The organism is Desulfuromonas sp. TF, assembly GCF_000472285.1.
Lineage (GTDB): Bacteria > Desulfobacterota > Desulfuromonadia > Desulfuromonadales > ATBO01 > ATBO01.
On the sequence record NZ_KI421417.1, the window covers coordinates 67,198 to 91,429 of the forward strand.

Below are 24,232 nucleotides of genomic sequence, written 5' to 3' on the forward strand. Positions count from 1 at the left end.
CTCCACCACCACCCGGTCGCCCACCTGAAACGCCTCGGCATGGCAGTCCATATATTGGATGGGCACGTCCGCCAGCACGGCGGCCTGGTTGCCCTCGAGGGCCTGCGGCGTAACCTCCAGATCATCCAGCAGCACGTCGGCCAAGCCCAGATCCGAATCCAGAGAGGTGATCTCGCCGAGGCGGCATCGGGGTTTCCACTTGGACGCCCCTGCCGTCAGAATGTGATTGAGCAGCGCCTGGGCCGGGGTCTGCGACCAGATCGGCCGCAACTGACCGTCCCTGACCGCGTCATAAGCGGCCCCGTCGCCGGTTTCCCCGGCAGGGCGGATGATCGGCGGGGTACCGCCGGCGTCGTCCTTGCTCAGCCGGGCCGTCTCGATGGTCCCTACCTCGCCTGAGAGATTGTCCGCATAATCCGCGCACCAGGCCTGCGCCTCGGCCGTCTCCGGGCACTCGGCGGTGAGCAGCTCGATGCGCTTGAGATTGGCCGTCTTGCGCAGCTTCATGGAGGCCTTGAGCGCCCTCAGATCGGACAGCAACTTCTCCGCGCCTCGCAGCGCAGAGGTCGCTTCCTCCACCTTCTGACCCGCAGCGAGAATATCCTCTTCGCCTTCAGCCTGTTTCAGCGCATAGATCGCCGCGCTCAGCACCTCCTTGGCGGTGCCGACGGCGAGATACGCCTCGTTAATCTCATCATCGATCGTCGCCAGTCGCGCATCGATCGCGACGTTTTCCGCTTCCATCCCGGGGATCTCAGCCTGCGCCCGGGCCACGTCGTGGACCAGGTTGACCCGGTAGAGGCCTTCCCCCAGGTTTTCGAGGATCTGCGCCTTTCCCATCAGATCGCCCCCTCGCTCACGGTCATGCTCGGCGCGCTGCCGACGATGTAGGTGATCAGGTTGGCCGTGATCGAGAGGCCCGAAGCCGGGTCGACGGCGGTGTCCCCGGGCCTCAGCCAGAAGTCGACCACCGGCGTGCGCAGCTGCCTGGGCGAGCCGAGGCGGCGGTAGTTGATCCCGGCGACCTCGCGGGTCTGCGGAGGTCGCGTCGCCACGGCGCCGCTGGCAGCGGCGGAGTGGCCGACGAGGGTTATGCTCGCCTTCTTCGTGCCGACGTCCTGGTCGGGCAGGGCGTCCAACTCGACCTGCAGCAGCACCTCGAGCTGCTCCTGCCCGTCGGCGTATCTCAGGCCGGTGCGCAGCACCAGATCCCCGCTGCCCCGCTCGGCGATCGCATCGGCGATCTCGGCCGTGTAGGGAATGGTGCAGCTCAGGTATGTCTGCCCCTCAGCCCGTGCGCGGGCCTGAAAATTGAGGAGCGGCAGCTCGACATCCGGCGCGCCGGTCAGGGTCAGCCGGTAGATAATCTGGCCCGGCCGGACGTCCCAAAAATGGGTTATGCCTGCCGATGCGGCCGCATCTTCCGTGGACACCTCGACCGCAGCCACATGCTGGACATGGAATGCCGATACGGTCCCGATAGCATCGGCGGTTGTCGCATCGGTGTCGGCAGCAATATCCGGGACGTGGTGCGCCGTTAATATCGCACCGGCATCTTCGGTCGCTACGGATACCGAGGCTTTAGTCCGGGTATCTCCGCCGGTCGCACCAAATGCGGCAGACCCAAAAGCCGTTCCACCTATCATCGATCACCTACCATTCGGGTATTTCCTCGACCACCAGGAAGGTGTTACCGCTGGTCACTATTTTAGCTTCCTCCGCACCGACCAAATCGGTAAATTTGACATAAAGGGCCACGTCTTGGCCCGTATCAAGATCTAGGTATGAGGTCGTTTCAATGATCGGTGAGTTGGTGCCAGGTGCCGGCCACGGGAAAACGTTGCTTTGCTCTATTACGGTATCGACATGCAGCCGAGTATTCCACTCCCATCCGTTTACGTGACCAGAAAGAGCCTGGGCCAAACCTTGGAATGAAGCTCTGTACCTGCCTCCACGACGTATTGTGAGCCATCCGTCAGTCAGATTTGAAAGACCGGCTGTATCGAAAACCAGGGTTTTTAGCGGCACAAAGGTCGTTGCCCCGTTGACTAAAGTTGCGGGCCCTTCATTGTAGGATATCTTTGCCGCTTGAGGGACGCTTAGACCAGCTATCTTTTGCCAGTTCGTTCCGTCCCATTTGAGCAACGCCTTTTCTTTGGCCCACATGGCGCGGTATCTCTCGCCATCAATTAGCGACCCTCCGGCACCGGCATCGATCGTGACGATCTTCGTCAGTGCCGCCGACATCTCGATGCTGATCAGGTCACCTACGGACATTCCCGACGTGGGCAGATCGACCTCATAGTCCGCCGGAGACCCTGAATCGGAACAGACGTGGTGCCGACCTGCGGCATCGGATGTCAGAACGGACGCCGCCGTAATTGCAACAGGAGAGTTGTAGTCAACAGGCTTTGCCGACCGGGCGTGCAGGCCGACATATATTTCATGTGTTCCTGCCGCCAGGTCGATAGCTGATCCACCGTTGCTGCTAGCCGTTACGATTGTACGGGCCAGCGTGTCAGGAGGTCCGGCAGTAAATGTGCCGAAGCCTGTTTCCCAGTCGCTGCCGTTTGCCGCCTCGATCACGTAGGGCACAATGTCCCCTGTGCTCAAGGCCGAGGCGAATGACCTGAATGCAGTTACGGCGCCGGCAAGGGTAAAAGCCCCTGTCCCTGTCGTGTTCGTGGTTTCCTTTACCCTGTCGACAAATTTGGACATCAGGCGTTGCCCTCCGTGATAACGGCGCTGACGATGTCGATCGGCCCACCGGTGAAGATCGTCACCGTATTGAGTTCCACGGGCTTGCCGCTGCCGGTTGCTCCACAGTTAAGGTCTGCGACTGCATTCCCGTCGCTGTCTTCAAACCGGAGAAAACCTGCCGTACCATCGGCATCGGCTCCATCGTCCTGCGTGAAGTCGCTGAACGTCAAAACACCGGCTGTCACCGTCCCGCACGGATCGGAACACGTCACGGTTCCCAGCAACGTCTGCGTGCTTATCGCCCCACATGCTGCCGGCTTGGCCCCGGTGTAGAGCTTGGCGACTCCGGGTCCTGCACCGGCGTCGATATCGTCTGCGATCTGCTGGGCCCGGCTGCTGCGCAGGGCGGCGGCGAATGTCATTTCGGCCATGGTGTCCTCCATAATGTAGGGGCGCGGCACGCCGCGCCCGGTCTATGCCAGTTTCTCCAGAACCAGAAACGTGAATACGATATCGGCCCCCTGGGGGCGCAGGTCCCGCAGGCCTCCCACAAAGAGCCCCTCGGGGCACGAGAGGAGCAGCTGACTGTAGGTGCGCAGCAGGTAGGCTGCCGCCTCGTATATCTCCCGGCTCTGCCCCTTGGCCACGATGCGGAAGGTGCGGTCCGCCTCGCTGTAGCCCGAATCGAGCAGCACCGCAGCCCCGTCCAGGGTGGCCGAGCGGCTGCCGCGGCGGGTGAGGGCGCCGTAGTCCGAGAGAGACGTGCGGGAGAGAGTCACCATCCCCTGCAGATCGAAAACCGGAGCGGCCAGATAGATCATGCTCCACCTCCGGCCGCCAGCAGGTACGCCTCGCTCGACTCGTTGACCCACACCTGCAGATGCCCCACGATCTCCTGCAGCACCATCTCCAGGGCCGGGCTGATGCTCTCATCCAGGCTGACCTTGATTCCGGCGTCGCCGTTGCGGATCCTCTCTTCGGAAAGGCGCATCAGCTCCAGCCTCATCTCCAGTGTCTTCTTCTCCAGCTCGAACGCCTGCTCCCGGCGCTTGTTTTCGTCCTCGATCAGCCCCTCGATCAGCCACTTCTGGCCGGCGGTGTCGGCGTTGAGCAGATCGCCGGTCAGGCTGCCGAGCAGCGAGCCGGTCGACTCGATGGCGGCGTCGATGCTGGAGAAAAGCGTTTTGGTGATCTCCACGTCCGACGCCAGGGCGGCGATGTCGAAATCGGCGCGGAACTCCATCGCCTTGATCCGCTCGTTGCTGGCCAGGTCGAGGAGCTTGAGCTCGGCCTCCTTCGACTTCTTGCCGGTCTCCTCCAGGGCGGCGCCCGCCCCTTGCGCCGCAGGCTCGATGCTCAGTAAACCCGCGGCCATCTTTTCGGCCATCTCCCGGGTATTGCCCATGGCGACCAGGGATTCCACCGTTTCGCGCCGCTGCTCGGCCAGGGACGTGGAGCTGAGAGTCACCGCGCCCTTGAGATTCCCCTGGTCGTCGATCATCCCGGCCAGCTCGGTGCGGTAATCGTAGGAGCTCAGGGCGGCGGCCGCGACCTCGGCGGCGAAGTCGCGCTGGGCGGCCGCGCCGGACTGCCAGCTCTTGGTCGCCTCATCGAAGTGGATCCGCCCGTCCTCCACGGCGTCGCGCAGGTCCCGGGTGCTGGTGATGGTCTCCCCGGTCGCCTCGCTGATCGCCGCGTACTTCTCGGCCAGGCGCTCGGCCGATGCCGCCGCGCGGTCGGCGGCGATCGCCGCATCGGTTTCGGCTTCCTGCCAGGCGATGACCTCCCCGCCCAGCTTGTAGAGCGCATATCCGGTCGCCGCAAACGCGGCCACCGGCGCGGCGACGGCGGCGGTGAACTCGACGGCCGTGGCCGTGGCGCCGAGAAGCGCCGCCGTCAGCCCTCCCGACCCGGCCAGCCCGGCCACCGTCTTGACGAGGCTGGCGCCGGCCAAAGCCTCCAGGCCAGTGCCCACTGCGCCGATTGAATCAGCCACGCCCCCCAGGGGCCCCATCAGGCCGTTGACCCCGGTGAGGAAGCCGGTCAGTCCGCCGGCGCTCGCCTTGGCCGAATCGTCCAGGCTGTTGAAATGCTCGATCCCCTCCATGATCAGGTTGAAGAAGGGCTTGAGCCCCTCGACCAGGCCGCGGCTGAAATCGATCAGGCTCTCCAGGGTGTCGGCCACCCCGGCGACGGCGGCGGCCAGCCCCTCCGGAGTGGAGAGGTCGACCCCCTCGAAGAGTCCGCCGAGAGAGTCGCCTAACTCGCCCAGAGATCCGGCCAGCCCCGAGAGGTCCACCTGCTCCAGCGCCGCCGGCAGGTTTTTGGCGATGTTTTCAAGGGCCGTTTCAGCCCGTTTAAAACCGGCTTCAACGACCTCGAAAAGCCCGTCGAATTCGCCGCTTGCGACGGCTCCGGAGAGGGACTGAAACACCTCCACCAGCGAGCCGACGAACCCGGCGTAATCGTCCTTGATCTTGTCGCCGACGGCGATCAGCGCCAGCTTGGTGTTGTTGGCCAGGCGCTGGTTGACCAGATCCATTTCCCCGGCCATTTTGTCGTAGGCGGCCGAGGTCGCTCCGGCTTTGTCCTCCATCTCGCCCAGGGTGGCGGCGAACTTGGCCGCCCCCTCGCCGGTGAGGATCAGAGCGCCGTTCAGCCCTTCCACGCTGCCGAAGAGCGCCGACATCTTGTCGATGTTGCCGCCCGTCTTCTGCCCCAGCTCGGCCATGAACCCGCCCAGCCCCTTGCTGGCCAGGGCGGTGGCGTTGAACTCGAGCCCCAGCGCCTTGGATGTCTCCGCGGCGTCCGCCGACGGCTTGAGGATGTTGGTCAGCGCCCCCTTGATGGCGGTCACCGCCTGGCTGGTGGGCAGGCCCGAGGCGGTGAGCGTGGCCACCGCCGCCAGCAGGTCGTCGAAGGAGACGCCGCTCGAGGCGGCGACGCCGGTCACCTGGGCCAGCGAGGCGGCCAGCTCCGGCAGGGTGGTCTGGCCGGCGCGCACCGTGGCGAAGAGGGCGTCGCTGTAGGCCTCGGCCTGGTCGACCGATTCGCCGTAGGCGTTGAGGGAGGAGGCCAGCAGCACGGTGGAGCTGTTCAGGTCCGCCTTTCCGGCGATGGCCAGACGCTCGCTGCGCTCCACCAGGTCGAGGCTGTCGGCGTAGTCCATCCCCGCGCTGATCGCCGAGTAGGTCGCCGCGTTGATATCCTCGATCGCGATGCGGGAGTCCCCCGCGTAATCGAGAATATCGGCGCGGAAGCGGTCCACCTTCTCCGGCGCCGCCTCGAAGAGCGTCGTGGTCTCGGCGAAAGCCCCGTTGAACTTGCCCGACTCGTTGACCGCCAGGGCCAGGCCGCCGCCGACCAGGGCGGCCAGGGCGGCGTCGAGCTTGAGCACGCTGGTGGCGATGTCGGCGAAGGGCTGGGTGGCGGTTTTGGCCCCGGAGGCGAGCGCCGACACCTTGTCGCCGACGCCGGAGAACACCGCGCCCGTCTGGTCGGAGGCCTTGATCAGCAGTTGCAGTGTGGCGTTAGCGTCCATCGGAGGCGGATTCCTTCAGCTCGGTCAGAAAATAATCCCAGAGTTCCAGTTCGGTCTCGGAGAGGGCCTGCGGTAGCAGGTCGGGCAGCAGCTCGGGGAGCCGCCAGTGGTGCTTGTGGGCCAGGGCGAGGGCGGCTCTTACCCGGGGGTCGGCCCAGAGCCGCCGGGCTTTCCCGGCTGCCTGCCCAGCGCCGTCAGCTCGAGGATCTTCTGGGTCAGCAGGTAGAAGAGGGCGCCGTGGTTGCGCGCCAGAGTCAGGGCTCCGGCCCGTTCGAGCTTGGGCTCGACGGCCCCTTGCTCGAGGATCGCGAGGCGCCGGGCGAAGTCGGCCGGGGTGTCCTCGCCCATCCCCAGCAGCTCGCGGATCCCCGCGGCGATCTCCTCGCTGCCGGCGGCCAGCCCTTCGGCCACGGCCAGGGCCCGGCGGGCGTTTTCGGCCGCGGCGTTGGCCCGGGCCAGCTCCTCGCCCGCCAGGGCGCGCACCACGATTACGGCCTTGTCGCCTTCGGCGAAGAACGCGGCCAGGTCGGGGACCGGCACCGCCTCGGTGCGGTCGCCCCACTTGGCCGCGGTGAATTTCTTGGTGTCGAATGCCATCGGTCGGATCTCCTTTAAATGTTTAATTTCAAGCCAAATCGGGCAGCTCGGCCAGCAGCTCGGGGACCATGAACGGCTTGTCGCCGTAGACGGAGAAGTCGAGCATCTCAGCGGCGAAATCCTCCACCCCGGCCTCCACCACGGCCATCCGGCGGTACTGCTCGGTGCGGATCTGTCTCCACCACGCTTCGCAGGCGAGGGCCTTGGCGCTGCCGGCCTTCACCAGCCGGTCGACCAGCAACAGCCCGTCGGAGTCGAGCTGTGCGAACAGGTAGTCTCTGGCGGCCTCGGAGATGGCGAGGATGTTCCGGGCCCGCTGCTGTTTCAGCTCCGCCGCGATCTCCTCCGCCGGTCTCGGCACGACCTCCCGCGTCCAGGCTTCGCCCTGTGGGACGTAAACCCCGAGGGCGTGGGTCTGGCTGTCGTAGACCGGGGGGAGGTATTCGGCGATCTCGATCCCCTCTTCGGCCTTGAGCGCGGCGAATTGCGCGAGGCTCGGGTAAGCTTGGTGGCGGTAGGACTTGGGCAGGGGCTTCTCCGGGGGGAGGGGGAGGTTGTTTTCGGTGATTATGTAGTGGGTCATAGGGTGACTCCTGCTTTTTGAGCGAGATAGGCTTCCATCGTACCGAGTTGCTCCGAGGCAAGCGCCTCAGTGATCGCCAAGCCATAAAGCTTCCCGCCCAGGTCATAGCCGGCACTATACCCAGAGAATTTCATTGACGTGAGAGAGGAAAGATCAAGGCTGGGCGAAGTAACAATTTTGGCCGCTACACCGATCACTGCATCATGGAAAGCTCCACGGGTGGCAGGCGACACGACGACCCGGTTTACATAGGCTGCGGGGGAACCGCCCGCACCACGAAATATCAATCCCGAGTCTCCCGCTTGACAGATAAAAAGCCATGGCTGCGCGGTTGTGTCCTCCCTGCTGGCGAGCATCCACAGAGAATCGGTGGTCTGTATCGCTGCGAACATCGCGGCGGAACCTGATGCCGCCATAGACGATGCGAACAAGAAATCATCCACCCCATCAAATTCCAGATAGATCAGCCCCCCCGATAGCCTCAATATCGGCTTTTTGCTGCTGGTCTCCTGGCTGGCGTGATTCCCGTTGCCGCTCTTGTCCAACATCAGTCCGACCGGATCGCCCACCCCTGCGGGCGTCGTCCCTGCTGCGTCCTGAAAGAGCGTCGAGAGATCTGAGGGGTCGTACCATACGCCCTGCTCCCCGGAGGCAAACAATGACAGGGGTGTCCAGCTTCCGCTCACCCGCATCATCCCCTTCCGAGCCAGCCAGGTCATAACGCCTCCTGCGCATCGAGGTCGACTGTGGTCCCGTTGTCCCAAGTCGAAAGAACAAACCGATTCCGCTTCGAAGCCGTCAGATCCGGAGCGACCACACCGGTCGGCCAGGTGATGGACAGGTCGGCGGCAGCTCCTACGGTGATCTGCAATGAGAGGGCGCTGTACACGTCCCCGACGGGCCAGTTACTCACGGCGATCGTGAACGCCTGCCCGGAGGTCAGGGCCGAGGCGTCGATGGTGAAGGCGTTGCCGAGAGCGTAGTTGAGCGTGCAGGTCCCGCCGTTCTCAGCCACAAGGTCCGTGCGCACGTCGCTCTGTCCCAAAATCCGGCCGCTCTGTTCGGCCACCGCGCCGATATCCCCCGGGGTCTCCGGGATCGCCTCGAGGATGGCGACCAGGTCGGAGAGCGTGGCGAAGGGGTTCTCCGCCGTCGGCTCGGACGCCCCCTCGAGGGCCGCGACTAGATCGGCGGCGAGCACCGTCCCCTCGATGCAGGCGATATAGGGCCAGTCCGTCACCTCGCCGGCCGTGGCGCGCGGGCCGTAGATGCACAGAGTGTCCTGCACCAGGGCGTAGTCGCCGTCGCTGCCGAGGTCCGCCCCCGGCAGTCCGGTCGCAACCAGATGCCAGGCGGAGCCGACGCCGGCCGGGCCCGCCGGGCCCTGTGTGTTTTGCCGGATCACCTGCGCCGGGGTGCGATCGCGGATGATGCGGTCGCTCATGGCGTCACCACCTTGCTCACCGGCAGAGTGCCGGCGTACCACTGCTCGGGCGCCCCCAGGCTATCCGTCACTTTGACATCAAAATAGGCGCTAAGCTCCCCGCCGACCCGGGAGACGGCCCCGGCGACGATCGCGCTGGCGCCGGCGGCGGCGATCACCCCGCGGATGATGCCGTTGGGCAGATCCGAGCCGCTGAAATCGATATCCGCCAGCTTGGCGGAGGTTTCGTCCAGCGCCACCCGCACCTGCCCGGCCACCGCGTAGCCGGTGAGATCCATCGCCGTGCCGTCCGGGTTGCAGTGCTCGTCGTCGATCAGCAGCAGACGGCGCCCGGCATAGACGGTGCGCCGCATGAGAATGGGCAGTTCGGTGTCGCGCAGATTGCTCATGATTCTCGCCCGATGAAGTTAGACAGGGGCGCGGCGATCCGCGCCCCTGCCGGCCTGTTTACGCGAAGTACTCCACCGTCGCCTTGGTCGCGGCGATGCTCACCGAAGCCTGCTTCTGCCCGGCCACAGCGAAGGTGCGCGCCGTGGCCACCCTCCCCTGGGTAATCAGCGCCCCGGCCTTGTTCTTGTCGGGCAAAAACTTGAACGTGCGGATCTTGCCCTTGGCCCCGACCACCGCGTCGTCGACGCCGGTGAGCAGTTTGGCGGTGAAGCCGGCCTGGCCGAGGCTGGTCGACTCGGTGTTGTCCGCCCCGCCGTAGTGCTCGGAGGTCGAGGTGCTGTAGGATTCCTCGGCCGGGGTGAAGTCGGCCGAGCGGGAGACCTCGCCGAAGATCGGATCGGAGTAGCTCAGATAGACGCGCTTGGCGACGCTTCCGGTGTGGATCGCCGGCAGCACGCTGGCGAACTTGACGTGCGCCCGGGCGGTGGCGGCGTCGTCGGCCCAGTCGCCGCGGCCGGTGGCGTCGATCTCAGGGGTGGGGGAGATGGCCCGCTCGGTGTACTCGCCCCCCTGGAAGATCTCGGCGGCGGCGATCGGGGCGGCGGCGGTGGTGGTCAGCCGCACCTGCCCCAGCTCGATGGAGCCGACGGGGATGAAGGGCGGGCCTCCGGCTGCGCCGCGGGTGGCGGAAAAGGCCGAGGAGAGGCTGTCGGTCCCCGCCACCTCGACGATGTCGCCGGCGTCGTCGAGGGTGATCGAGTTGATCTTGGCCACGTCGGTGGCCGGGCGGGTGACCGCCACGTCGGCGTCGGCGGCGACGGCGGTTTCCACGCCGGCCAGCCAGACGGTGAAAGCCTTGACGTCGATCAGGTCGTTGCCTCCGCCGGCGGCGACGCTCAGCAGGTTGAGCCCGGTGACCACGCCGTTGGGGCGCACCACCGCTTCGGGATCTCCGCTGAAGATGTCCACGTCGGCCACGCCGAAGTGCTGCCGGTCGCCGGAATCCACCATCAGCACGTACCCCTGCGGGGTGCTGCCGTCCTCCATGTACAACAGTCCGTTCTTTGCCTTGCTCATGATCAGTCTCCTTTATTGATGGGGCCTACGATTGATAATCGGTCTGGACCTCGAGGCCGTAGACCGTCAGCGATCCGCTGACGAACACCTGGGCGCAGGACTCGACGGAGAGCGGCTCGATCTCCAGTTCGAGGGTTTCATCCTCCAGCAGCGTCAGCAGCGACTTGATGAGGTCGTAGGCGCCGCCGGTTTTCGTCCGGGCCTCCTTCTGCCCGCGCAGGTCCTTGGTGGCCGCCAGCACGGTGAAGCGCGGCTTGAAGGTCTTGGCGCCGTATTCGTCCAGAGAGGTTCCGAAGCCTGAGAACATGACGTACACCGCCGGGCACCTCGCCGGCAGGCTCTTGATCTCCTGCTCCAGCTGCCCGGCGTAGGACTCGACCGTTTTCAGGCCGGGAATCCCCTCGCGGATCGCGGCGATCAGTCCGTCCTCGATCTCGTCGAACATCACATCCCCCTCAGCTTGTCGCGGGTGAACTGGCGATCGGCGCCCGAGACGATGGCCGCGCCGGCGGAGGTGGTGGCCGCCGGGGCCGGGTCGACGCCCAGGCTCACCTGGCCCAGGGCGATCTTCTCCAGCAGGCGCACCGCGTTCTTGTGGGCGTCCTTGCGCGACTCGGGGATCTCGTCGACGGTGCGGCCGTAGAGGTAATAGATGGCCAGATCCGCCGCCAGCCCGGGGACGATGGAGGGGGCCGGGTCGAAGGGGACCTGGTAGCGCGCGCCGCACCAGGCGTCGATCTCCTGCGCCGCCCGGGCGATGGCCGCGTCGACCTTGTCCTGGTCGATCGTGCCTAGCCCGCCGTCGTCGGTGAGCTGGATGAGCGCCTCTTCGGGGATGCGCTCCAGGAGCGCGGCGAGGGTGGTGTACATAAAAGACTCCGGGACGCGGGACGAGTAAAAAGACCGGGGAATTCCGGACTGGGGACAGGATAGGGGATTGCGGGGGATTGGTTCAGGTGAAGGGCTTCAAAAAGAAAAAGCCCCTTCCGGCGGGGACCGGAGGGGGCTGATCGAACATCCCATGGATAAACCAGGGCGCACTAAATGTCAATGCAAAATATCAGGCCTGGGGTGCGGAGAGCTCCTGGCGGCGCTTCTCGATGGCCTCGAGGACGGTCTTGCGCTCCTCGCCCTCGGCCAGCTTGTCGAGATCCTCGAGGGTGGCTGCGACGACGACCAGCTTGATGCTCTCGGCGGCGTTGGGGCGAGGCGGGGCCTTTTCTTTCTCCTCGGTCTCGATCTCCTCGACCGTGAGCATCGGCTCGGCCTTCAGGCCGCGCAGCTGGTCGCGGGTGAACTTGTCCGCCGGGTAATCGGTCGGCGCTTTCGAATGAGCGATCCCGCAGCGGCGGAAGCCGTCCTTTTTTGCGGTGATGCGGATGAGTGTTGCCATGCTTGCCTCCAAAGCAGGGGCGCGATTATCGCGCCCCTGCGTCAGGTTGATGGATCAGTCCGGAGTTACGCCTCGCCGGTCGAGCCGTAGGAGAGCTGCCAGAGGCCGTAGCCGCCGGCGGCGCGGGCTTCGGCGCCGAACTTGTATTTCTTGCGCATGAAGACGTCGTCCGCGTTCATGTCGGTCTGGGTAACGAAGACCGGCTTCTTGCGCTCCTGGTAGAAGAACGGCTTGATCGGGCGGCTGGTCACATGCAGCATCCACTGGGTGGTGCTGGTGATGCGGGGGTTGACCACCACCCTGGCCGTCCCCTGGTAGGGGTTGGGGGCGTTGTCGGCCAGCTTGTCCTTCTCGACGCACAGCCGGGCCATCGCCTCCAGGGCCGGGCCGACTTCCAGCACGTCGGGGACCAGGCCGAGGGGGCGCCCCTCGTCGTCCTTGAACGACATGATCGCCTCGCGACCTGCGCCGTAGCTGGCCTTAATGGCCGCAGTGGTCGCGTTGGAGAGCGCCTTCGTCCCCTTGTTGCTGACGCTGCTGGTGCCGCCGTCTCCGTCGCCGACAGGATGGTCGGTGTCATAGAAGTACTGGCCGTCGTAGCACAGGCCGGCGAAAGCGCCGTTTTTCAGGTCGGCGTCGATCTCGTCGGGGAGCTGCTTGGCGGAGAATCCCGCCTCCTGCGCCATGGGGGAGTAGATTCCCAGGGTGTCGTCCTCGATGTCGTTGCGATCGACCTCGACGGTCGCCTCCCAGTCGTCGTTCTCGACGGTGTACTTGTGAGCGGAGAGGGCCTTGATCACCTTGTCTCCGACCCACTTGCGCATTTTGGGAAAACGGCTCAGCCAGTTGTAGTTGTTCTGGCCCGATCCGGAGGGGACCAGCATGGTGGTCTGCTGCCAGATGCCGGTTGCGGCTTCAAAGGCCTTGTTGAAGGTGGTTTTGAGGTTGAGGAAGACGGCTTCCAGGTTGGCTTTGTTGACGATCATGCCGCCGATGGCGAGCATCGGCAGCGCATCGAGGGCGGTCCCCGCCGGTTCGGCCAGGGCCGCGAAGGGGAAGGCGATGCAGGCGGAGAGCAGCAACAGCGCCCAGATGCCCAGGGTGACAAAGGATCTTTTCATGACGTTTTTTCCTCCGTTAAAAGTGGGTTGTAGGGGCGAGGCATGCCTCGCCCGGTTCATTAACCGCCGACGGTCGACAGGGTCGCGCCGTCGTTGCCGGTAACGCGCCACACCAGAGCGCCAGCGACCTGGACCGCGGTGAGCACGATGGTCTCGCCGGCGTCGTCGAGGGTGATGGTGTTGTTGCCGGTCTCATTGACCGCCTCGGCGACGGTGATGACGCAGTCGCCGCCGTCGTCCACGTCGTGGCTGATCGCCAGCTCGATGCCGGCGGCGCCGGGGATGGCCAGGGTGCGGGTCTCGCCGGCGGCGCCGGTGGTAATGGCGACGTTGCCGCTGCGGGTGACCGGGATGGCCCCGGCGTCGCCCGGGTCGGCGATCAGCACCGGCCGGGTGGCGAGCAGCTCGGCGATGGCCGCCTCGACGGTGGCCTGGGCGGTGAGCTCGCCGGCGTCGGCGAGGCTGATGGCGGTGGCCGCATGGGCCCCGGCCACGTCGGCGATGTGGGTGGCCACGTCGGTCTGCTGCAGGGCCGGGGTGATGTCGACCCAGCAGTCGTTGGCGCCGACCACCTCGGTGATCACGCCGCAGTAGATGTCCTGGTCGACGTCGCCGGCCAGGGCGACGGTCTGGTCGTCTTCCAGAAAGACGGCGTCGCCGACGTTCGCCTGGGTCAGGTTGCTGGCGCTGGCGAAGCGGAATTCTCCCCGGCGCCGGACGATGACCGACTTGGCGCCGTCGGCGCCGCCGGTGTTGTCGGCGCGCCCGTCGGCCACGCCCTGGAAGATGAGCCCGGCCGTGTCGCCCCCGGGCAGGGCATAGCCGGCGGCGTTCACCGCCACGAGGCTGCCCCCGTAGATGATGTCGTTGGTGATGACCAGCAGGGCGACCAGGATGCCGTCCCGTCGCTGGGTGTTCCGGTCTTGCGCGAGTACTGTCATGGGTCTTTCTCCTTGAAGGGGTTAGCTGCAAACTGAAAGCTGCAAGCTGATGGCTGCCTTTACCCGCCGTACTTCTTGAGGTCCTCTTCGCTATTGCCGAACATATCGGCGATCTGCTTCTGCTCAGCGTTGAGGGCTACGCCGCCGCCCTCGGGGGTCCTTTTGCCAAGATCCGAAGGGTTGCCGATCACCGGGGCGGCCTCGACGAACTTCTTGAAGGCCTCGAGCCCGCCCTCCTGCCGGCACATGCCGACATAGTAATCCTTGGTGCCCGGGGTGACCTTGCCGGCCGCGACGGCGGCGGAGACTTCGGCGTTGATGGCGGTCTCCAGGTCGGCGGCCTCCTTCTCCTTGAGCTTCTGCTCGAAGTTGTTCGCCTTGCCCAGCGCCGCATCGTAATCGGCGCGAGGGACGAACTTGTCGAGGCTGGGGGTTTCGGCCCGGTTAAGGGCCGTCTGCAGATCGCCCTGCATCTTGCCGATGGCGTTGAGCGCCTGCTCCAGGGTGGCGTCCTCGGGAAGCCCGAGCTTTGCCAGCAATTTTTTCCAATCCATGGTTTCCTCCTCTGTGTTGCGTTGTTGACGATTAATGGCCGGCATGCGGAAGTTCGGCTTGTTGACGAGCCCGATGGAGCTGATCCCGCGAATGCGGCCGGTTTCTTTTTCAATGAGAATGGCGGGAGAGAGATAGCGGTATTCGCGGTTTTCCACGGACGCCCTCCCTTTCGGAGTCCAGAGCATGCGCCCCCACACAGCACCCTCTCGCAGTTGCAGCTCCGGAATCCAGGCCGCGGCCGGGGCCTGCCCCCCCTGGGGAGCCTTGATCTCGGTGGCGTGCTCCCAGTCGACGGGGATGTCCCGGCCGTCGGCGGCGAGAAAGTCGAGAATCCCCTGCGGTTCGTTGTTGACGAAGGTGCGGCCGTCGCGGCCGGTCACCATTTGCCCGGCCGGGATCAGCTCCACCCACTCCGGGACGGAGCCGTCGGCGGGCAGCTCGAAATTGAGGGCGACGATCTCGCACCCCTCGGGGAGCTCGATGGCGTTCAGCGCGGTTAGAAGAGCGCCGGAATTCCCGGAATCGTCACAAACTAGAATTTTCATGGTCACTGCCTTTCGAAAAATGCCCCAAAACCGTGTTTAAACCCTTTTTAAAATCGCTCCAGATCGACGCAGGTCGAAAATGGCGGGGTAGCTATGTTTCAAGCCGAGATCGCACAGCAGGGGCGGAATCGACTACCCGTCATTCAGGGCCATCTCCATGTGCTCGCGCAGCAGCTCCAGGATCTCCACCCGGTCGGCGTCGGTCACGCCGAGGAAGGGGCGCGCAGGGATGGCCACCTTGCGCCCCCGTCCGGCCTTGCCCCCGAGCTGGTGGATGGCCGCGTAGACCTTGCCCGTGCCGATCGACACCTGGTCGCTTCCCGGCCTGGAGTAGATCGAGCCGCGCAGCTCGCCGGAGCGGGTGAGGATCTGGCGGCTCGCGAGGTAGCGGCTGAAGGCGGCGGTCAGCGTGCCGTCCTGTTTCGTCTTCTTTTTCTTGAACCCGGAGCCCAGGCTGCTCGCCGCCAGCGGCTCCCACCTGGTCCCGTCCGGCGCCGTCTCCGTCTCGAAGCGCTCCTCGGTCGATCGCACCATCCGCTCGCCGATGGCCTTCATGACAGGGCTCAGGTTGCCGGTGGCGGCCTGGGCCCGCTGCAGGGCGGCGCGGACTTCGGTGTCGTCAATCTGGATGGAGAAGGCTTCAGCCATTGTCCGGCCCTTCCTCGATGCGCCGCTCCACCTCGGCGCGGATCGCCGCGGCCGACTCCTCCGGCAGCCGGGCCAGCGCCTTATCCAGCGCCTCGGCCTGGGCGCTCTTGCGCGCCTCGCCCACGTTGTAGTCCCACCCCTTGCCGATCCCTTCCGGGGCTCCGGTCGCCGGGTCGATCACGATCTCCGGCGCCTCGTCGGGGCCGCTCTTGCCCGCCCGGGCCAGGTCGCGCTTTCCGGCGGAGAAGACCTTGCACTTGCACCCCCAGGCGTTGGGCGGATAGTGGGTCTTCCACCAGGGGTGGTCGGCGGGCAGGATGATGCCGTTCCATCTCAGGTGCTCGCTGCGCGGCTCCAGGCTCGAGGTGCGGCGGTATTCCAAATAAGGGTAGAAGCGCAGCGTCTCCGGATCGGTCAGCTGATCCCAGCGCCCCGCCTGGTAGGTGGTGCGGATGTTGGTGGCGTAGATCACCTCGCTTCGCCAGTTGCGGCCGCCGTTGTAGCTCCAGCCATAGCGCTCGACGATCGCGTCGAAGTCCTTCTGAAATTCCTCCAGCGTCGTCCCCTGGCTGATCGCCTTGTCCACCGCGGCGCGAAAGTCGGCCAGCAGGTCGGCCTCCATCGCCCCGGCCACCATGAACCCGGCGGCGTGCTCCTCCTTCCACAGGTCGTCCCACTTTGCGGTGGGGATGTCGACCTTGGCCCGGATCGCGTCGACGGCCGCGCCGAAAGGCTGATTGAAGATCCCTTTAATCGCCATCGAGCACCTCGGCGCGCCCGGCCAGGTTGGCCAGGGCCATGGCCTGGGCCATCAGCGTGCCCATGTCGGCCAGGGGGATGTTTCCGGCCAGCTTCTCGATGCCGGCGCGGATCTCCTCGAGGCTCCCCGAGGTGCGCACCAGCTCGGCGATCGGCGCGATCATCGCGGCCATCGCCGGCAGCGATTCGCGCCCCAGCTTGTCGGCCAGGCGCTCGGCGGTGTCGGGTGTGGCCTGCTGCTCGGCGTTGAGCGCCAGGCTTCGCTGCGCTTCGCCCGGGCGAGCCCTATTGAGGTCGGGGGCTTGCCCCGGCACAGCTCCGCCAGGAGCGACGACGGGCGGGCCCAGCAGATCCTCCGGCTTGGCGTTCTTGTCCGGATCGGGCAGGCCGAACTTGTCTCGGATCACGCTCTGCTCCACCCTTAAGCCCAAAGGGACCAACTTGGCCAGGGCGTCGGCCAGGGCCGCCGTGTCCTCGGCGTCCGGAGCCCGAAGCTGCAGGGTCGGGTAGGCCTCCTGCGGTCCGAAGTTCAGATCGACGAACGGCTTGATGAGGTCGCGCTGCAGGGTGTCCTCGAGCTGCTCGGCGTCGTCGTCGCGGATGTCGTCGCGCACCTCGGCCTGCAGCTTCTCGTCTCCCAGCTTGCCGGAGGTGCCCGAGGCGCTGGCGGTCTGCCCCAGGATCCCCTTGCTGATCTGGGCGTCGAGGTGGTCGGCCAGCACCTGAAAAACGGTCTCGCCCCCCGTCCCCTTGCGCTCGATCAGCTCGATCAGCATCGACTCGGGGAAGACGGCCGCGGCATCCGAGCCCAGGTTGGCCACCGCCATCTTGAGCACGTCGATATCCTCGGCCGAGGCGCCGGAGCGGTATTTGCCCAGGCGCAGCGGCATGCCGTAGATCTCGCAGAACGCCATCCAGTCCTTGACCGTGTATCCCTTGCACATGAAGGCCCAGGCCGCCAGACGGGCCAGGCCGCCGCGGATGGGAATCCCGCTCTTGATCTTCGGCACATGGACGATGAACCCGAAGGGGGCCAGGGGAGCGCCGTCAATGCCGTGCTCCAGGTCGCGCAGGCGCACCTCGCGGCGGGCGACCTGGTCGAACTGAAAGAAGTGCGGATCGCGCCATTCGTAGCGCCCCGGCCACCAGCGGCTGCCTGTGCGGTCCCAGATGATCTCCGCCACGGAAAACCCCTTGCCCAGGGCGTCGAGCAGGTCCTTGACCAGAAAGCGGAAGCCGCTGCGCTTGAGCAGGGAGCGCACCGCATCGGCGATCTCGATATCCCGGGGCTTATCCGACACCGCCTCGACCGACGCCGGCAGGCGGGCGACGGCCAGCTTGCGCTTGCCCAGCTCGCAGGCGTAGTGCAGATCCCGCTCCTCCATCTCCTCGGCCAGGGTCAGGTAGGCGTCATGATCCCCCTCGGTCGCCGAGCGCAGCAGGCCGGCCAGCTTGTACGGGGTGAGCCCGGAGGCGACGGTGTCGGTCCAGATGGTGCGCACTCCGGCGAGGGTCGGCGCGGCCTTCTCGCGGGTGAGGTCCTGAGTGCGGACGGGGCGGCCGTAGGCGTCGAGAAGCATTACCAGAGTCCTTTCTTAACGCCGAATCCGGCGGTGGTCTTGATCGGCCGCTCGGCCTGCTCGCGGCCGGCGCGGGGGACGGAGTGGTAGGCGTATTCGCAGACGTCCTGCTGGCTGGCGAACCACATCAGGGCCAGAGCGATCGCCGAGTCGCCGTGCCGCTTGAGCCCGGCGTCCTTCGTGTCTTGCACCTTGAGCTTGGGAAGCTTGATGATCCCGTCGATCCGCTCCAGGGCGCGCACGTCGTTGAGCACGTCGGCGTCGCTCGGCACATCGAGCATGCGATCGCGCCAGGCATCCTCGTAGCTCCCCATATTGTCGCGGTACCAGGCATCGTTCAGCGTGACCTGCTGGATGACACCGTGCCCGAAACGGTCGGCGGTGTATTCGGCCAGGGTCTGGCCGTTGCCGGTGGCGTCCATGGCGCCGCAGCGGAAGCGCGGCAGGGCCTCGATCATCCTCCAGAGGATCTGCTCCTGCTGGCGGGTCGGCACGTTGTTCATCTCCAGCATGAAGGGAACCCGGCGCACCAGGTCCTGCCGGACCTCTCCGGGGGCGACGACGGCGAAGTCGGCGAAACGGGCATAGTCGCTGCCGAAAACGTGTTCCAGCTTCGGATCGAGCCCGTCGAGCAGCGGGTTGAGGTGCTGGCGGATCCAGTCCTCGGCCCAGCGCCTGCGGAACGTGTCGCCCTTGAGGACGAACTCCTTCTCCAGCGACAGGCGCAGGATCGGCCGGGGCTCGTGCATGCACTGCTCGACGTAGATGCTGGGGATCGCCACGCCGCTCCCCTCCCGGGGGATGGCGTCCAGCTCCTCTTTCATCGCGGCCGTGTTGGTGCCGTAGCTGCCGCGGATCTTCTTGTACCAGGCCTCCTTCCCCTCGGGGGTCGGGGTCCAGCCGCGCACCATGCACACCCGCTCGTACAGCCCGTTGTTTACGGCGTCGTCGAAGGTGATGCGCATGATCTTGAAGGGCTGCAGGCCGGTCCGGCTGTCCTTGACCAGCTGGTTGAACGGGCTCTTGTCCGTGTTGTGCGTGCTGATGATGCGGATCTTGCCGCCCCAGATCAGCAGCGCCAGGGCCGAGTCGATGACCGCCTGGACGTTGCGGTGGAAGGCGGCCTCGTCGATATCGACGATCCCCTGCAGCCCGCGGATGTTTGCCGGGTTGCTCGACAGGGCGACGATCTGGAAGCCCGAGGCGAAGCGGATGCGATAGGCGGTGATCTCCTTGGTGGCCACTTCGTTGCCGACCTGGTCGAACTGCTGATCCCTGAAGAGAAAGACCTCGATGCCGTTCCAGTTCTCCGCCATGGCGCAGGCCATGACCCGGGCGAAGTGGGCGCAGTAGCCGATGAACTCCAACCCCTTGTCCTTGGTGTCGCCGACGTAGTAGACATCGTCCCCGCCGGCCTCCTTGGCGCTGGAGGCGGTGATGGTGTCGTCCAGTGCGGTGGCGTAGGTGATCCCGGTCCGGCGCCCCTTCTCGGCGGCGCAGAGGTCTTCGGCATTGATCAGCTTGCACCATTCGACCTGGTGCTTCATCAACACGCCTTCGCGCAGCGGGTTGTGATCGGCCGGCAGGCTGCGGACATCTTTGGGCAGCTCTTCGGGGCTGAGTATGCGGATGACGTCGCCGGGTTGATTCATCGGATTCCCAATACCTGCTCACGCCAGAACTGCGCGTCTTCCTTGGTGAGGCCGCGCTGGATCGCGGCATCCCCGACCTTCTCGGCGGCATCCTCCAGCGTCTGCTTGCGGATCTCCCGCTCACGCTCCACATTGAGATTCGCCGCCTTCTCCAGTCGCATGGTGGTCAAGGCCAGATCCTTGAGCATGCCGACCACGGCCGGGGCGGTCTCCTTGTCGATCGCATCTTCCTGCATGAACAGCGTCACGTCGAAGGAGAGGGTGCGCAGGATCTCGTTGATCAGGTTGCCCACCTGCCCCTGGGGGGCGGCGCCGAGCTTGTTGATCCAGCGGTCGGCGACCTCGCGGGACTGGCGCAGCCGCTCGCCCACGTCGCGCATCTGCAGGTCGTAGCGGTTGACGGCCGATTTGCTCACGGCCTCCGGACACGCCGGATCGAGCACCTCGGGATCTCCCGACTTGCGCAGCTCGGCCAGGGTGGCGTTGATCCGCTCCACGGCCTCGAGCTGGGTGATGCGCGGATTGTCCAGCATCTCCTGGAGCATCCGCCGCACGGGGGCGGGGAGCAGGTCGATGCTCGACGGCTGGCGCTTCTTGCGCGGGCGGCCCATCAGCTGCCTCCCGTCAAAAACTCTGCGATCATCTCGGCGGTCGCGTCGAGAATCTTGTTGGCCAGAATCAGCGCGACCGGGAACAGGATGAGAAACAGCGGCAGTTTCATGGTTTACCCCCTCGGCCCGGGGCGCTTGACGCCGGGGACGGTTGCGCGGCCGGCGGCCACGTCGGCGCCGCGGCCGGTGAGGGTGGCCACCATGTAGCCGAGGGCGTCGCGCACGGTGATCAGCCCCTGCTCGGCGAGCCATGAGAGCTCGGTGCGGATGCGGTCGCGGCTCTCGGTGTGGCCGAAGAGTTCCAGCACCTGCTGCAGCACCGATTCGTTGTGGCTGTAGCCGGGATCCTCTGCCAGGGCCCTGAGGATCACCAGGCGGATATCGGCGGCGAGCAGTTCGGCGTAGTGGTGGCTCATCTCTTTCCTCCCCCGTTGAGCAGGTGTTCGTTCATCAGGTCGACGGCCCGGGTCAGGCCCTTGAGCGCTCCGGTGATCTCGTGCAGGTCGGCGTGGACGTCCTCGATGCGCCGGGCCAGCTCCTTGTGGTCGGACTGGCTCGGCAGATGCCGGATCTCCCCTTCCACCCGGGTGGCGCGCTCCTCGAGGTTGTCGGTGCGTTCCAGGTGCCTCTGGCAGGGGGCCCGCATGCTTTCGACGGCCTTGGCCAGGGCGGCCTTGGTCGCGCGCTCGGCGACTTCCCTCTCCATGGCAGCGAAGCGCTTGGAGGTGACCTTCTCCCGGTCTTTCCACCAGGAGTAAACTCCCAGGGCGACGAGACCGCCCACCTGGAGAATGTCGAACCAGAACCGCCAGGCGGTGTAATCGATCTCTGCGGCCACCTATCTCCTCCCTTGAATCCATTCAAATTTCCGCTGGCAGTCGATGCACCGGGTGCATCCCGGCACGGCCTTGCGGCGGGCCGCGGGGATCTCCTCCTCGCAGTCCTCACACTCGGTCAAGCTTTCGCCGACGGTTCGACGCCGGGAATGCGCCTCCAGGGCGTCGGCCTGCAGCTGTTCGTTGATGCCCTGGGCGCGGTCGATGTCGTCCATAAAATCCGTGATTCGTGACTGGTGATCAGTGATCGGTTAAAGGCCGAGGGCCTACTTCGCCAGACCCGGAAACAGGACCTCTCGCAGCGCCTCTGCCACGGGGTCGTTCTGGCTCTTGACCACCTCGCCCCGGGCCCCGCAGGCCTCCAGAGTGGCGGCGTCGACGCCCTTGAACAGGCTGGAGTAGGTCGCCTCGCAGGTCTTGCCCTTGGGGTCGACGGTCTTGACGTTGGCGGTGGCGCAGCCGGCCAGAGATGTCAAACAAATCAGGGCAAACAGGATCAGCTTTCTCATGCGATTTTCTCCTCGATGCGGGTGATGGACTGGCACAGCTCCATGAAGTCGCCGGGGTCGGCGGTGCGCTCGAACTCCCGGAAGCCGGCGGCTTCCCAGACCTCCTGGGCGAAGGTCGAGCAGACCTTGGCCCAGACGGGGATGGGGCGGCGGATGATCTGGGAGGCCCAGACGGTGACCAGGGAGAGCCAGCCGTACCAGCGGCGGATGCCCTTCTCGGTGCGGTACCGGGTGGCGGCCTTGTAGACGCCCTCCCGGGCGGCGCGGACCACATCGGGAGCGACGCCGTGGAAGATCATCTGCCCCTTGCGCCGCTCGAACCACTGGGAGGCGGGCATGGACTGATACCCCTCGCCCTCGACGAACTCGAAGACCCACAGCCCGCCGCCGCGGAACTCCCCCTTGGGCCCGGGCATCCACACCAGCACGGCCACGTGGGAGACGGACTCGGCGGAGAAGATCCGCACGAAGCGGTTGCCCCTCACCAGGAGGACGTCGCCGGTGCGGGCCGTCATGCGCATGCTTTCGTAGGTCATCGGACATCCTCCCGGCAGATTTTGACGATGTTGTTCCAGCGACGCTTCACGTCGTCGGGGCGCTTTTGCCCCCAGGCGGTCTGTTTAAGCTTGAAGGTCAGGATGGCTTCAGCATCGACCTGGCCGGGGTAGCTCTTGAAGTACGTTGCTGCCTTGCCGCCGAAGTCGAGGCGGTACTGGTTGTGGTAGTCGCACAGGTGCAGGAAGGCCTCCTCGTCGGCCAGATGGAGATCCTCGATCATCACCATCCGCTGCACGTGGTCGACGGCGGCAGCGATCTCGGCGGCGTCGAGGCGGTCGACGACGGCGGCCGCGCCCAACAACTTGGAATTCATCGCGTTCAACTCAGCGGGGCTGCAAGTCTGGTTCATCAAGGAGTCGGCCTCGATCATGGAGAAGCCGCACTCGATGAGCCCGGCGTAGGCGTGGCGGTTGTGGCGCAGGTCGAACTGGCACACGCCGTAGGAGTAGCCCGAGCGGCCAGGGCCGTCCGGGTCGGAGAAGTGGTAAGCCAGGCCGGGATGATTCCCCAGCTCGTTGGCGATCAAGATGCGGCGGAGAGTGTCGACTGCGTTCATGGGCCACCCGTCAGGATTGGAGGCGGGGCGCCGGCATGGCGGGCCGGCGCCCTGAGAAAGGGAGAAGATGCGACGGGGACCAGCATAGGGGATTGCGGGGGATCGGATCAGGTGAAGGGCTTCATAAACAAAAAGCCCCCTTCCGGGGAGGAAGAGGGCAGTCTTTACACGATTGTATTATCAACAAACGTGTGGGCTGTCAAATATTCATTACCTGACCAGACAGGAGAAAGATGCGTTGGAAGGAAAGCGGGGGAGGGGTTACCTCCCCCGGAAAAGGACTATTTTACCTTGATAGGCCAGGCTTTCAGTCCATACTCACTGGCATAGACACGCTTGCCATTACGAGTGATCCACGGCCGAAAAACGTATTCACCCTTTTTCTTTTGACCTTTATTTCTCACATAAACCACCTGCCTCTCCGGAAACAGATTCTTCAGCTTGACATCCGGAGAGGCAATTGATAAACTTCTTCTCCGAAACAGACGAGTTTCAAGCTGGCCGACCTTACCATGTCGGAGGACCCCATTCCTTGTTGGCGCAACGAATGGGGTTTTTCTATATAGACAGCTTTAACGATTTCAATCTATATCTTACAAACGCCGGATTGACATTAAACTTATTGGCCAATCCTCTCTCACTGAGTCCTTCTTTTAACATTTGGACAACTAAGTCTTTTGGCATCAACAGCGCCCCTGCAAATCTCCATGCTTGCCATTCAGGATTTTGATAAAGAGGAAGTCCGCTCTCTTTCCTGTAAAGGTGTGCTCCTTTTTCTTGCTTAAAAATATGATATTTTTGGGCCTGCCTGAGAATAGGGACATGAAGAATACAATGTCCGGTTTCATGGGCTAAAGTTGACCGAAGGAATCGTTCACTATCGTCGTCTTCAGCCAGATCGGCTTGAATCACCATTTTTTGCTGCTCAGGGTCCGTATAACCATATATCTCCGGCGGCAACCTGCTGTAGTCAGGCTGGATGCCTGTCAAATCCTCAAGCCTGACGTCAACGAAATGCTCGATATCGAAATTTTCCGAGCCTGTAAATACCTTGGGTTGAATCGCCTTTATGATCCCTCCCGCTATTTGCTCAATTTGAGCACCACTCATTTTTAGAAAGACCGCTCTTGAGCTAGTCATCCTCGTCCCCTTTTTTCACTTTCATGGCATCCTCTATCATCTTAGTTACCTCCTTATCCGTTAATCCTTCCGCAGCTCGAAGCAGAGCATAATTCAGTGTTGGGCGTTTGTTGAACATCTCCCGAGCCTCAGACTTGATGTCGATCTCTTCTTTAGCTGCAGTTACCAGGGCTTGGTCTCGGACATTTAAGAACATTTCAATATTGCGAATAACCTTGGTGGCCGGTGGCCTTCGTCTTCCATGCTCCATGTCAGAAATCACACTGATCGCCAAACCCGACACATCTGATACTTCCCGCAATTTTTTCCCAGCGGCTTTTCGAGCCTGCTTTAAACATTGCCCGAATGTCATTGTCTCTCCTCCGTTTTTTTTGAAGGGGTTTGCCCTTCTTTCACGACCTCCTAACGACCTCCTTGGGACAAATTACACAAAATTCTTGTGTAAGATAATCTTTTGGTTCTTCTTTGTCAAGGCAATTTTACACAGAAAAAATGT

At 64.6% G+C, this 24,232-nt stretch carries 31 protein-coding genes; all 31 read right to left on the reverse strand.

The window, feature by feature from the left end; translation table 11 throughout:
• Positions 1-840 (reverse strand): hypothetical protein (locus tag DTF_RS0107915; RefSeq protein ID WP_027714892.1); only part of this gene is annotated, 840 nt, incomplete at its 3' end.
• Positions 840-1,646, reverse strand: a complete 807-nt coding sequence (locus tag DTF_RS0107920; RefSeq protein WP_027714893.1) for a hypothetical protein — start codon at positions 1,644-1,646, stop codon at positions 840-842. The genes DTF_RS0107915 and DTF_RS0107920, both read right to left, overlap by 1 nt.
• A 7-nt stretch (positions 1,647-1,653) precedes the next feature.
• The gene (locus DTF_RS25365) at positions 1,654-2,718 is read right to left on the reverse strand and encodes a hypothetical protein (protein ID WP_051361126.1); all 1,065 of its coding nucleotides are present in this window, start codon (positions 2,716-2,718) and stop codon (positions 1,654-1,656) included.
• On the reverse strand, positions 2,718-3,131 hold the full coding sequence (locus tag DTF_RS22535; RefSeq protein ID WP_051361127.1) for a hypothetical protein: 414 nt from the start codon (positions 3,129-3,131) through the stop codon (positions 2,718-2,720). Before DTF_RS22535 ends, DTF_RS25365 begins: the two co-directional genes overlap by 1 nt.
• 42 nt (positions 3,132-3,173) lie before the next feature.
• Complete coding sequence (locus tag DTF_RS0107935; RefSeq protein ID WP_027714894.1) at positions 3,174-3,521, reverse strand: hypothetical protein; 348 nt, start codon at positions 3,519-3,521, stop codon at positions 3,174-3,176.
• A complete protein-coding gene (locus DTF_RS0107940; protein ID WP_027714895.1) occupies positions 3,518-6,241 on the reverse strand; it encodes a phage tail tape measure protein in 2,724 nt (907 codons plus the stop codon). The genes DTF_RS0107935 and DTF_RS0107940 overlap by 4 nt, the downstream gene beginning before the upstream one ends.
• Positions 6,242-6,379: 138 nt before the next feature.
• Positions 6,380-6,838 carry a hypothetical protein gene (locus DTF_RS0107945; protein WP_027714896.1) on the reverse strand — a complete coding sequence of 153 codons (459 nt, stop codon included), beginning with the start codon at positions 6,836-6,838 and terminating at the stop codon, positions 6,380-6,382.
• Between the two features lie 28 nt (positions 6,839-6,866).
• Positions 6,867-7,421 (reverse strand): hypothetical protein, encoded by a 555-nt coding sequence (locus DTF_RS0107950; RefSeq protein ID WP_027714897.1) that lies wholly within the window; start codon positions 7,419-7,421, stop codon positions 6,867-6,869.
• A complete protein-coding gene (locus DTF_RS0107955) occupies positions 7,418-8,140 on the reverse strand; it encodes a hypothetical protein (protein ID WP_027714898.1) in 723 nt (240 codons plus the stop codon). The genes DTF_RS0107950 and DTF_RS0107955 overlap by 4 nt, the downstream gene beginning before the upstream one ends.
• Positions 8,137-8,907, reverse strand: coding sequence for a hypothetical protein (locus DTF_RS0107960; protein WP_155890751.1), 771 nt, complete (start codon positions 8,905-8,907; stop codon positions 8,137-8,139). The genes DTF_RS0107955 and DTF_RS0107960 overlap by 4 nt, the downstream gene beginning before the upstream one ends.
• Entirely contained in the window at positions 8,862-9,254 is a 393-nt protein-coding gene (locus DTF_RS0107965) for a hypothetical protein (protein WP_027714900.1), read from the reverse strand. Before DTF_RS0107965 ends, DTF_RS0107960 begins: the two co-directional genes overlap by 46 nt.
• A 58-nt stretch (positions 9,255-9,312) precedes the next feature.
• Entirely contained in the window at positions 9,313-10,332 is a 1,020-nt protein-coding gene (locus tag DTF_RS0107970; protein ID WP_027714901.1) for a hypothetical protein, read from the reverse strand.
• 25 nt (positions 10,333-10,357) lie between these two features.
• Positions 10,358-10,777 carry a phage protein Gp37 gene (locus DTF_RS0107975; protein ID WP_027714902.1) on the reverse strand — a complete coding sequence of 140 codons (420 nt, stop codon included), beginning with the start codon at positions 10,775-10,777 and terminating at the stop codon, positions 10,358-10,360.
• Positions 10,777-11,202, reverse strand: a complete 426-nt coding sequence (locus DTF_RS22540) for a gp436 family protein (RefSeq protein WP_051361128.1) — start codon at positions 11,200-11,202, stop codon at positions 10,777-10,779. Before DTF_RS22540 ends, DTF_RS0107975 begins: the two co-directional genes overlap by 1 nt.
• 190 nt (positions 11,203-11,392) lie before the next feature.
• Entirely contained in the window at positions 11,393-11,725 is a 333-nt protein-coding gene (locus DTF_RS0107985) for an HI1506-related protein (protein ID WP_027714903.1), read from the reverse strand.
• Between the two features lie 65 nt (positions 11,726-11,790).
• Entirely contained in the window at positions 11,791-12,711 is a 921-nt protein-coding gene (locus tag DTF_RS0107990; RefSeq protein ID WP_027714904.1) for a Mu-like prophage major head subunit gpT family protein, read from the reverse strand.
• Between the two features lie 194 nt (positions 12,712-12,905).
• The gene (locus DTF_RS25370) at positions 12,906-13,787 is read right to left on the reverse strand and encodes a hypothetical protein (protein ID WP_051361133.1); all 882 of its coding nucleotides are present in this window, start codon (positions 13,785-13,787) and stop codon (positions 12,906-12,908) included.
• A 59-nt stretch (positions 13,788-13,846) separates the two neighbouring features.
• Positions 13,847-14,887, reverse strand: a complete 1,041-nt coding sequence (locus DTF_RS25375; RefSeq protein ID WP_051361139.1) for a phage protease — start codon at positions 14,885-14,887, stop codon at positions 13,847-13,849.
• A gap of 132 nt (positions 14,888-15,019) precedes the next feature.
• The gene (locus DTF_RS22555) at positions 15,020-15,535 is read right to left on the reverse strand and encodes a phage virion morphogenesis protein (protein WP_051361141.1); all 516 of its coding nucleotides are present in this window, start codon (positions 15,533-15,535) and stop codon (positions 15,020-15,022) included.
• On the reverse strand, positions 15,528-16,295 hold the full coding sequence (locus DTF_RS22560; protein WP_035056260.1) for a phage minor head protein: 768 nt from the start codon (positions 16,293-16,295) through the stop codon (positions 15,528-15,530). Before DTF_RS22560 ends, DTF_RS22555 begins: the two co-directional genes overlap by 8 nt.
• Complete coding sequence (locus DTF_RS0108015; RefSeq protein WP_027714906.1) at positions 16,285-17,874, reverse strand: DUF935 domain-containing protein; 1,590 nt, start codon at positions 17,872-17,874, stop codon at positions 16,285-16,287. Before DTF_RS0108015 ends, DTF_RS22560 begins: the two co-directional genes overlap by 11 nt.
• Entirely contained in the window at positions 17,874-19,526 is a 1,653-nt protein-coding gene (locus DTF_RS0108020) for a hypothetical protein (protein ID WP_027714907.1), read from the reverse strand. Before DTF_RS0108020 ends, DTF_RS0108015 begins: the two co-directional genes overlap by 1 nt.
• The gene (locus DTF_RS0108025) at positions 19,523-20,059 is read right to left on the reverse strand and encodes a phage protein Gp27 family protein (protein WP_369798557.1); all 537 of its coding nucleotides are present in this window, start codon (positions 20,057-20,059) and stop codon (positions 19,523-19,525) included. The genes DTF_RS0108020 and DTF_RS0108025 overlap by 4 nt, the downstream gene beginning before the upstream one ends.
• 191 nt (positions 20,060-20,250) lie before the next feature.
• A complete protein-coding gene (locus DTF_RS0108030; protein ID WP_027714909.1) occupies positions 20,251-20,553 on the reverse strand; it encodes a hypothetical protein in 303 nt (100 codons plus the stop codon).
• On the reverse strand, positions 20,550-20,975 hold the full coding sequence (locus DTF_RS0108035) for a DUF2730 family protein (RefSeq protein WP_027714910.1): 426 nt from the start codon (positions 20,973-20,975) through the stop codon (positions 20,550-20,552). Before DTF_RS0108035 ends, DTF_RS0108030 begins: the two co-directional genes overlap by 4 nt.
• Positions 20,976-21,188, reverse strand: a complete 213-nt coding sequence (locus tag DTF_RS0108040; RefSeq protein ID WP_027714911.1) for a TraR/DksA family transcriptional regulator — start codon at positions 21,186-21,188, stop codon at positions 20,976-20,978. It abuts the gene before it with no gap.
• A gap of 51 nt (positions 21,189-21,239) precedes the next feature.
• On the reverse strand, positions 21,240-21,482 hold the full coding sequence (locus DTF_RS0108045; protein WP_027714912.1) for a hypothetical protein: 243 nt from the start codon (positions 21,480-21,482) through the stop codon (positions 21,240-21,242).
• Complete coding sequence (locus tag DTF_RS0108050; protein WP_027714913.1) at positions 21,479-22,018, reverse strand: hypothetical protein; 540 nt, start codon at positions 22,016-22,018, stop codon at positions 21,479-21,481. The genes DTF_RS0108045 and DTF_RS0108050 overlap by 4 nt, the downstream gene beginning before the upstream one ends.
• Positions 22,015-22,596 (reverse strand): hypothetical protein, encoded by a 582-nt coding sequence (locus DTF_RS25380; protein WP_051361143.1) that lies wholly within the window; start codon positions 22,594-22,596, stop codon positions 22,015-22,017. Before DTF_RS25380 ends, DTF_RS0108050 begins: the two co-directional genes overlap by 4 nt.
• Positions 22,597-23,154: 558 nt before the next feature.
• On the reverse strand, positions 23,155-23,736 hold the full coding sequence (locus DTF_RS0108065; RefSeq protein WP_027714915.1) for an ImmA/IrrE family metallo-endopeptidase: 582 nt from the start codon (positions 23,734-23,736) through the stop codon (positions 23,155-23,157).
• Complete coding sequence (locus tag DTF_RS0108070; protein WP_027714916.1) at positions 23,729-24,088, reverse strand: helix-turn-helix domain-containing protein; 360 nt, start codon at positions 24,086-24,088, stop codon at positions 23,729-23,731. The genes DTF_RS0108065 and DTF_RS0108070 overlap by 8 nt, the downstream gene beginning before the upstream one ends.
• Positions 24,089-24,232: the final 144 nt, after the last annotated feature.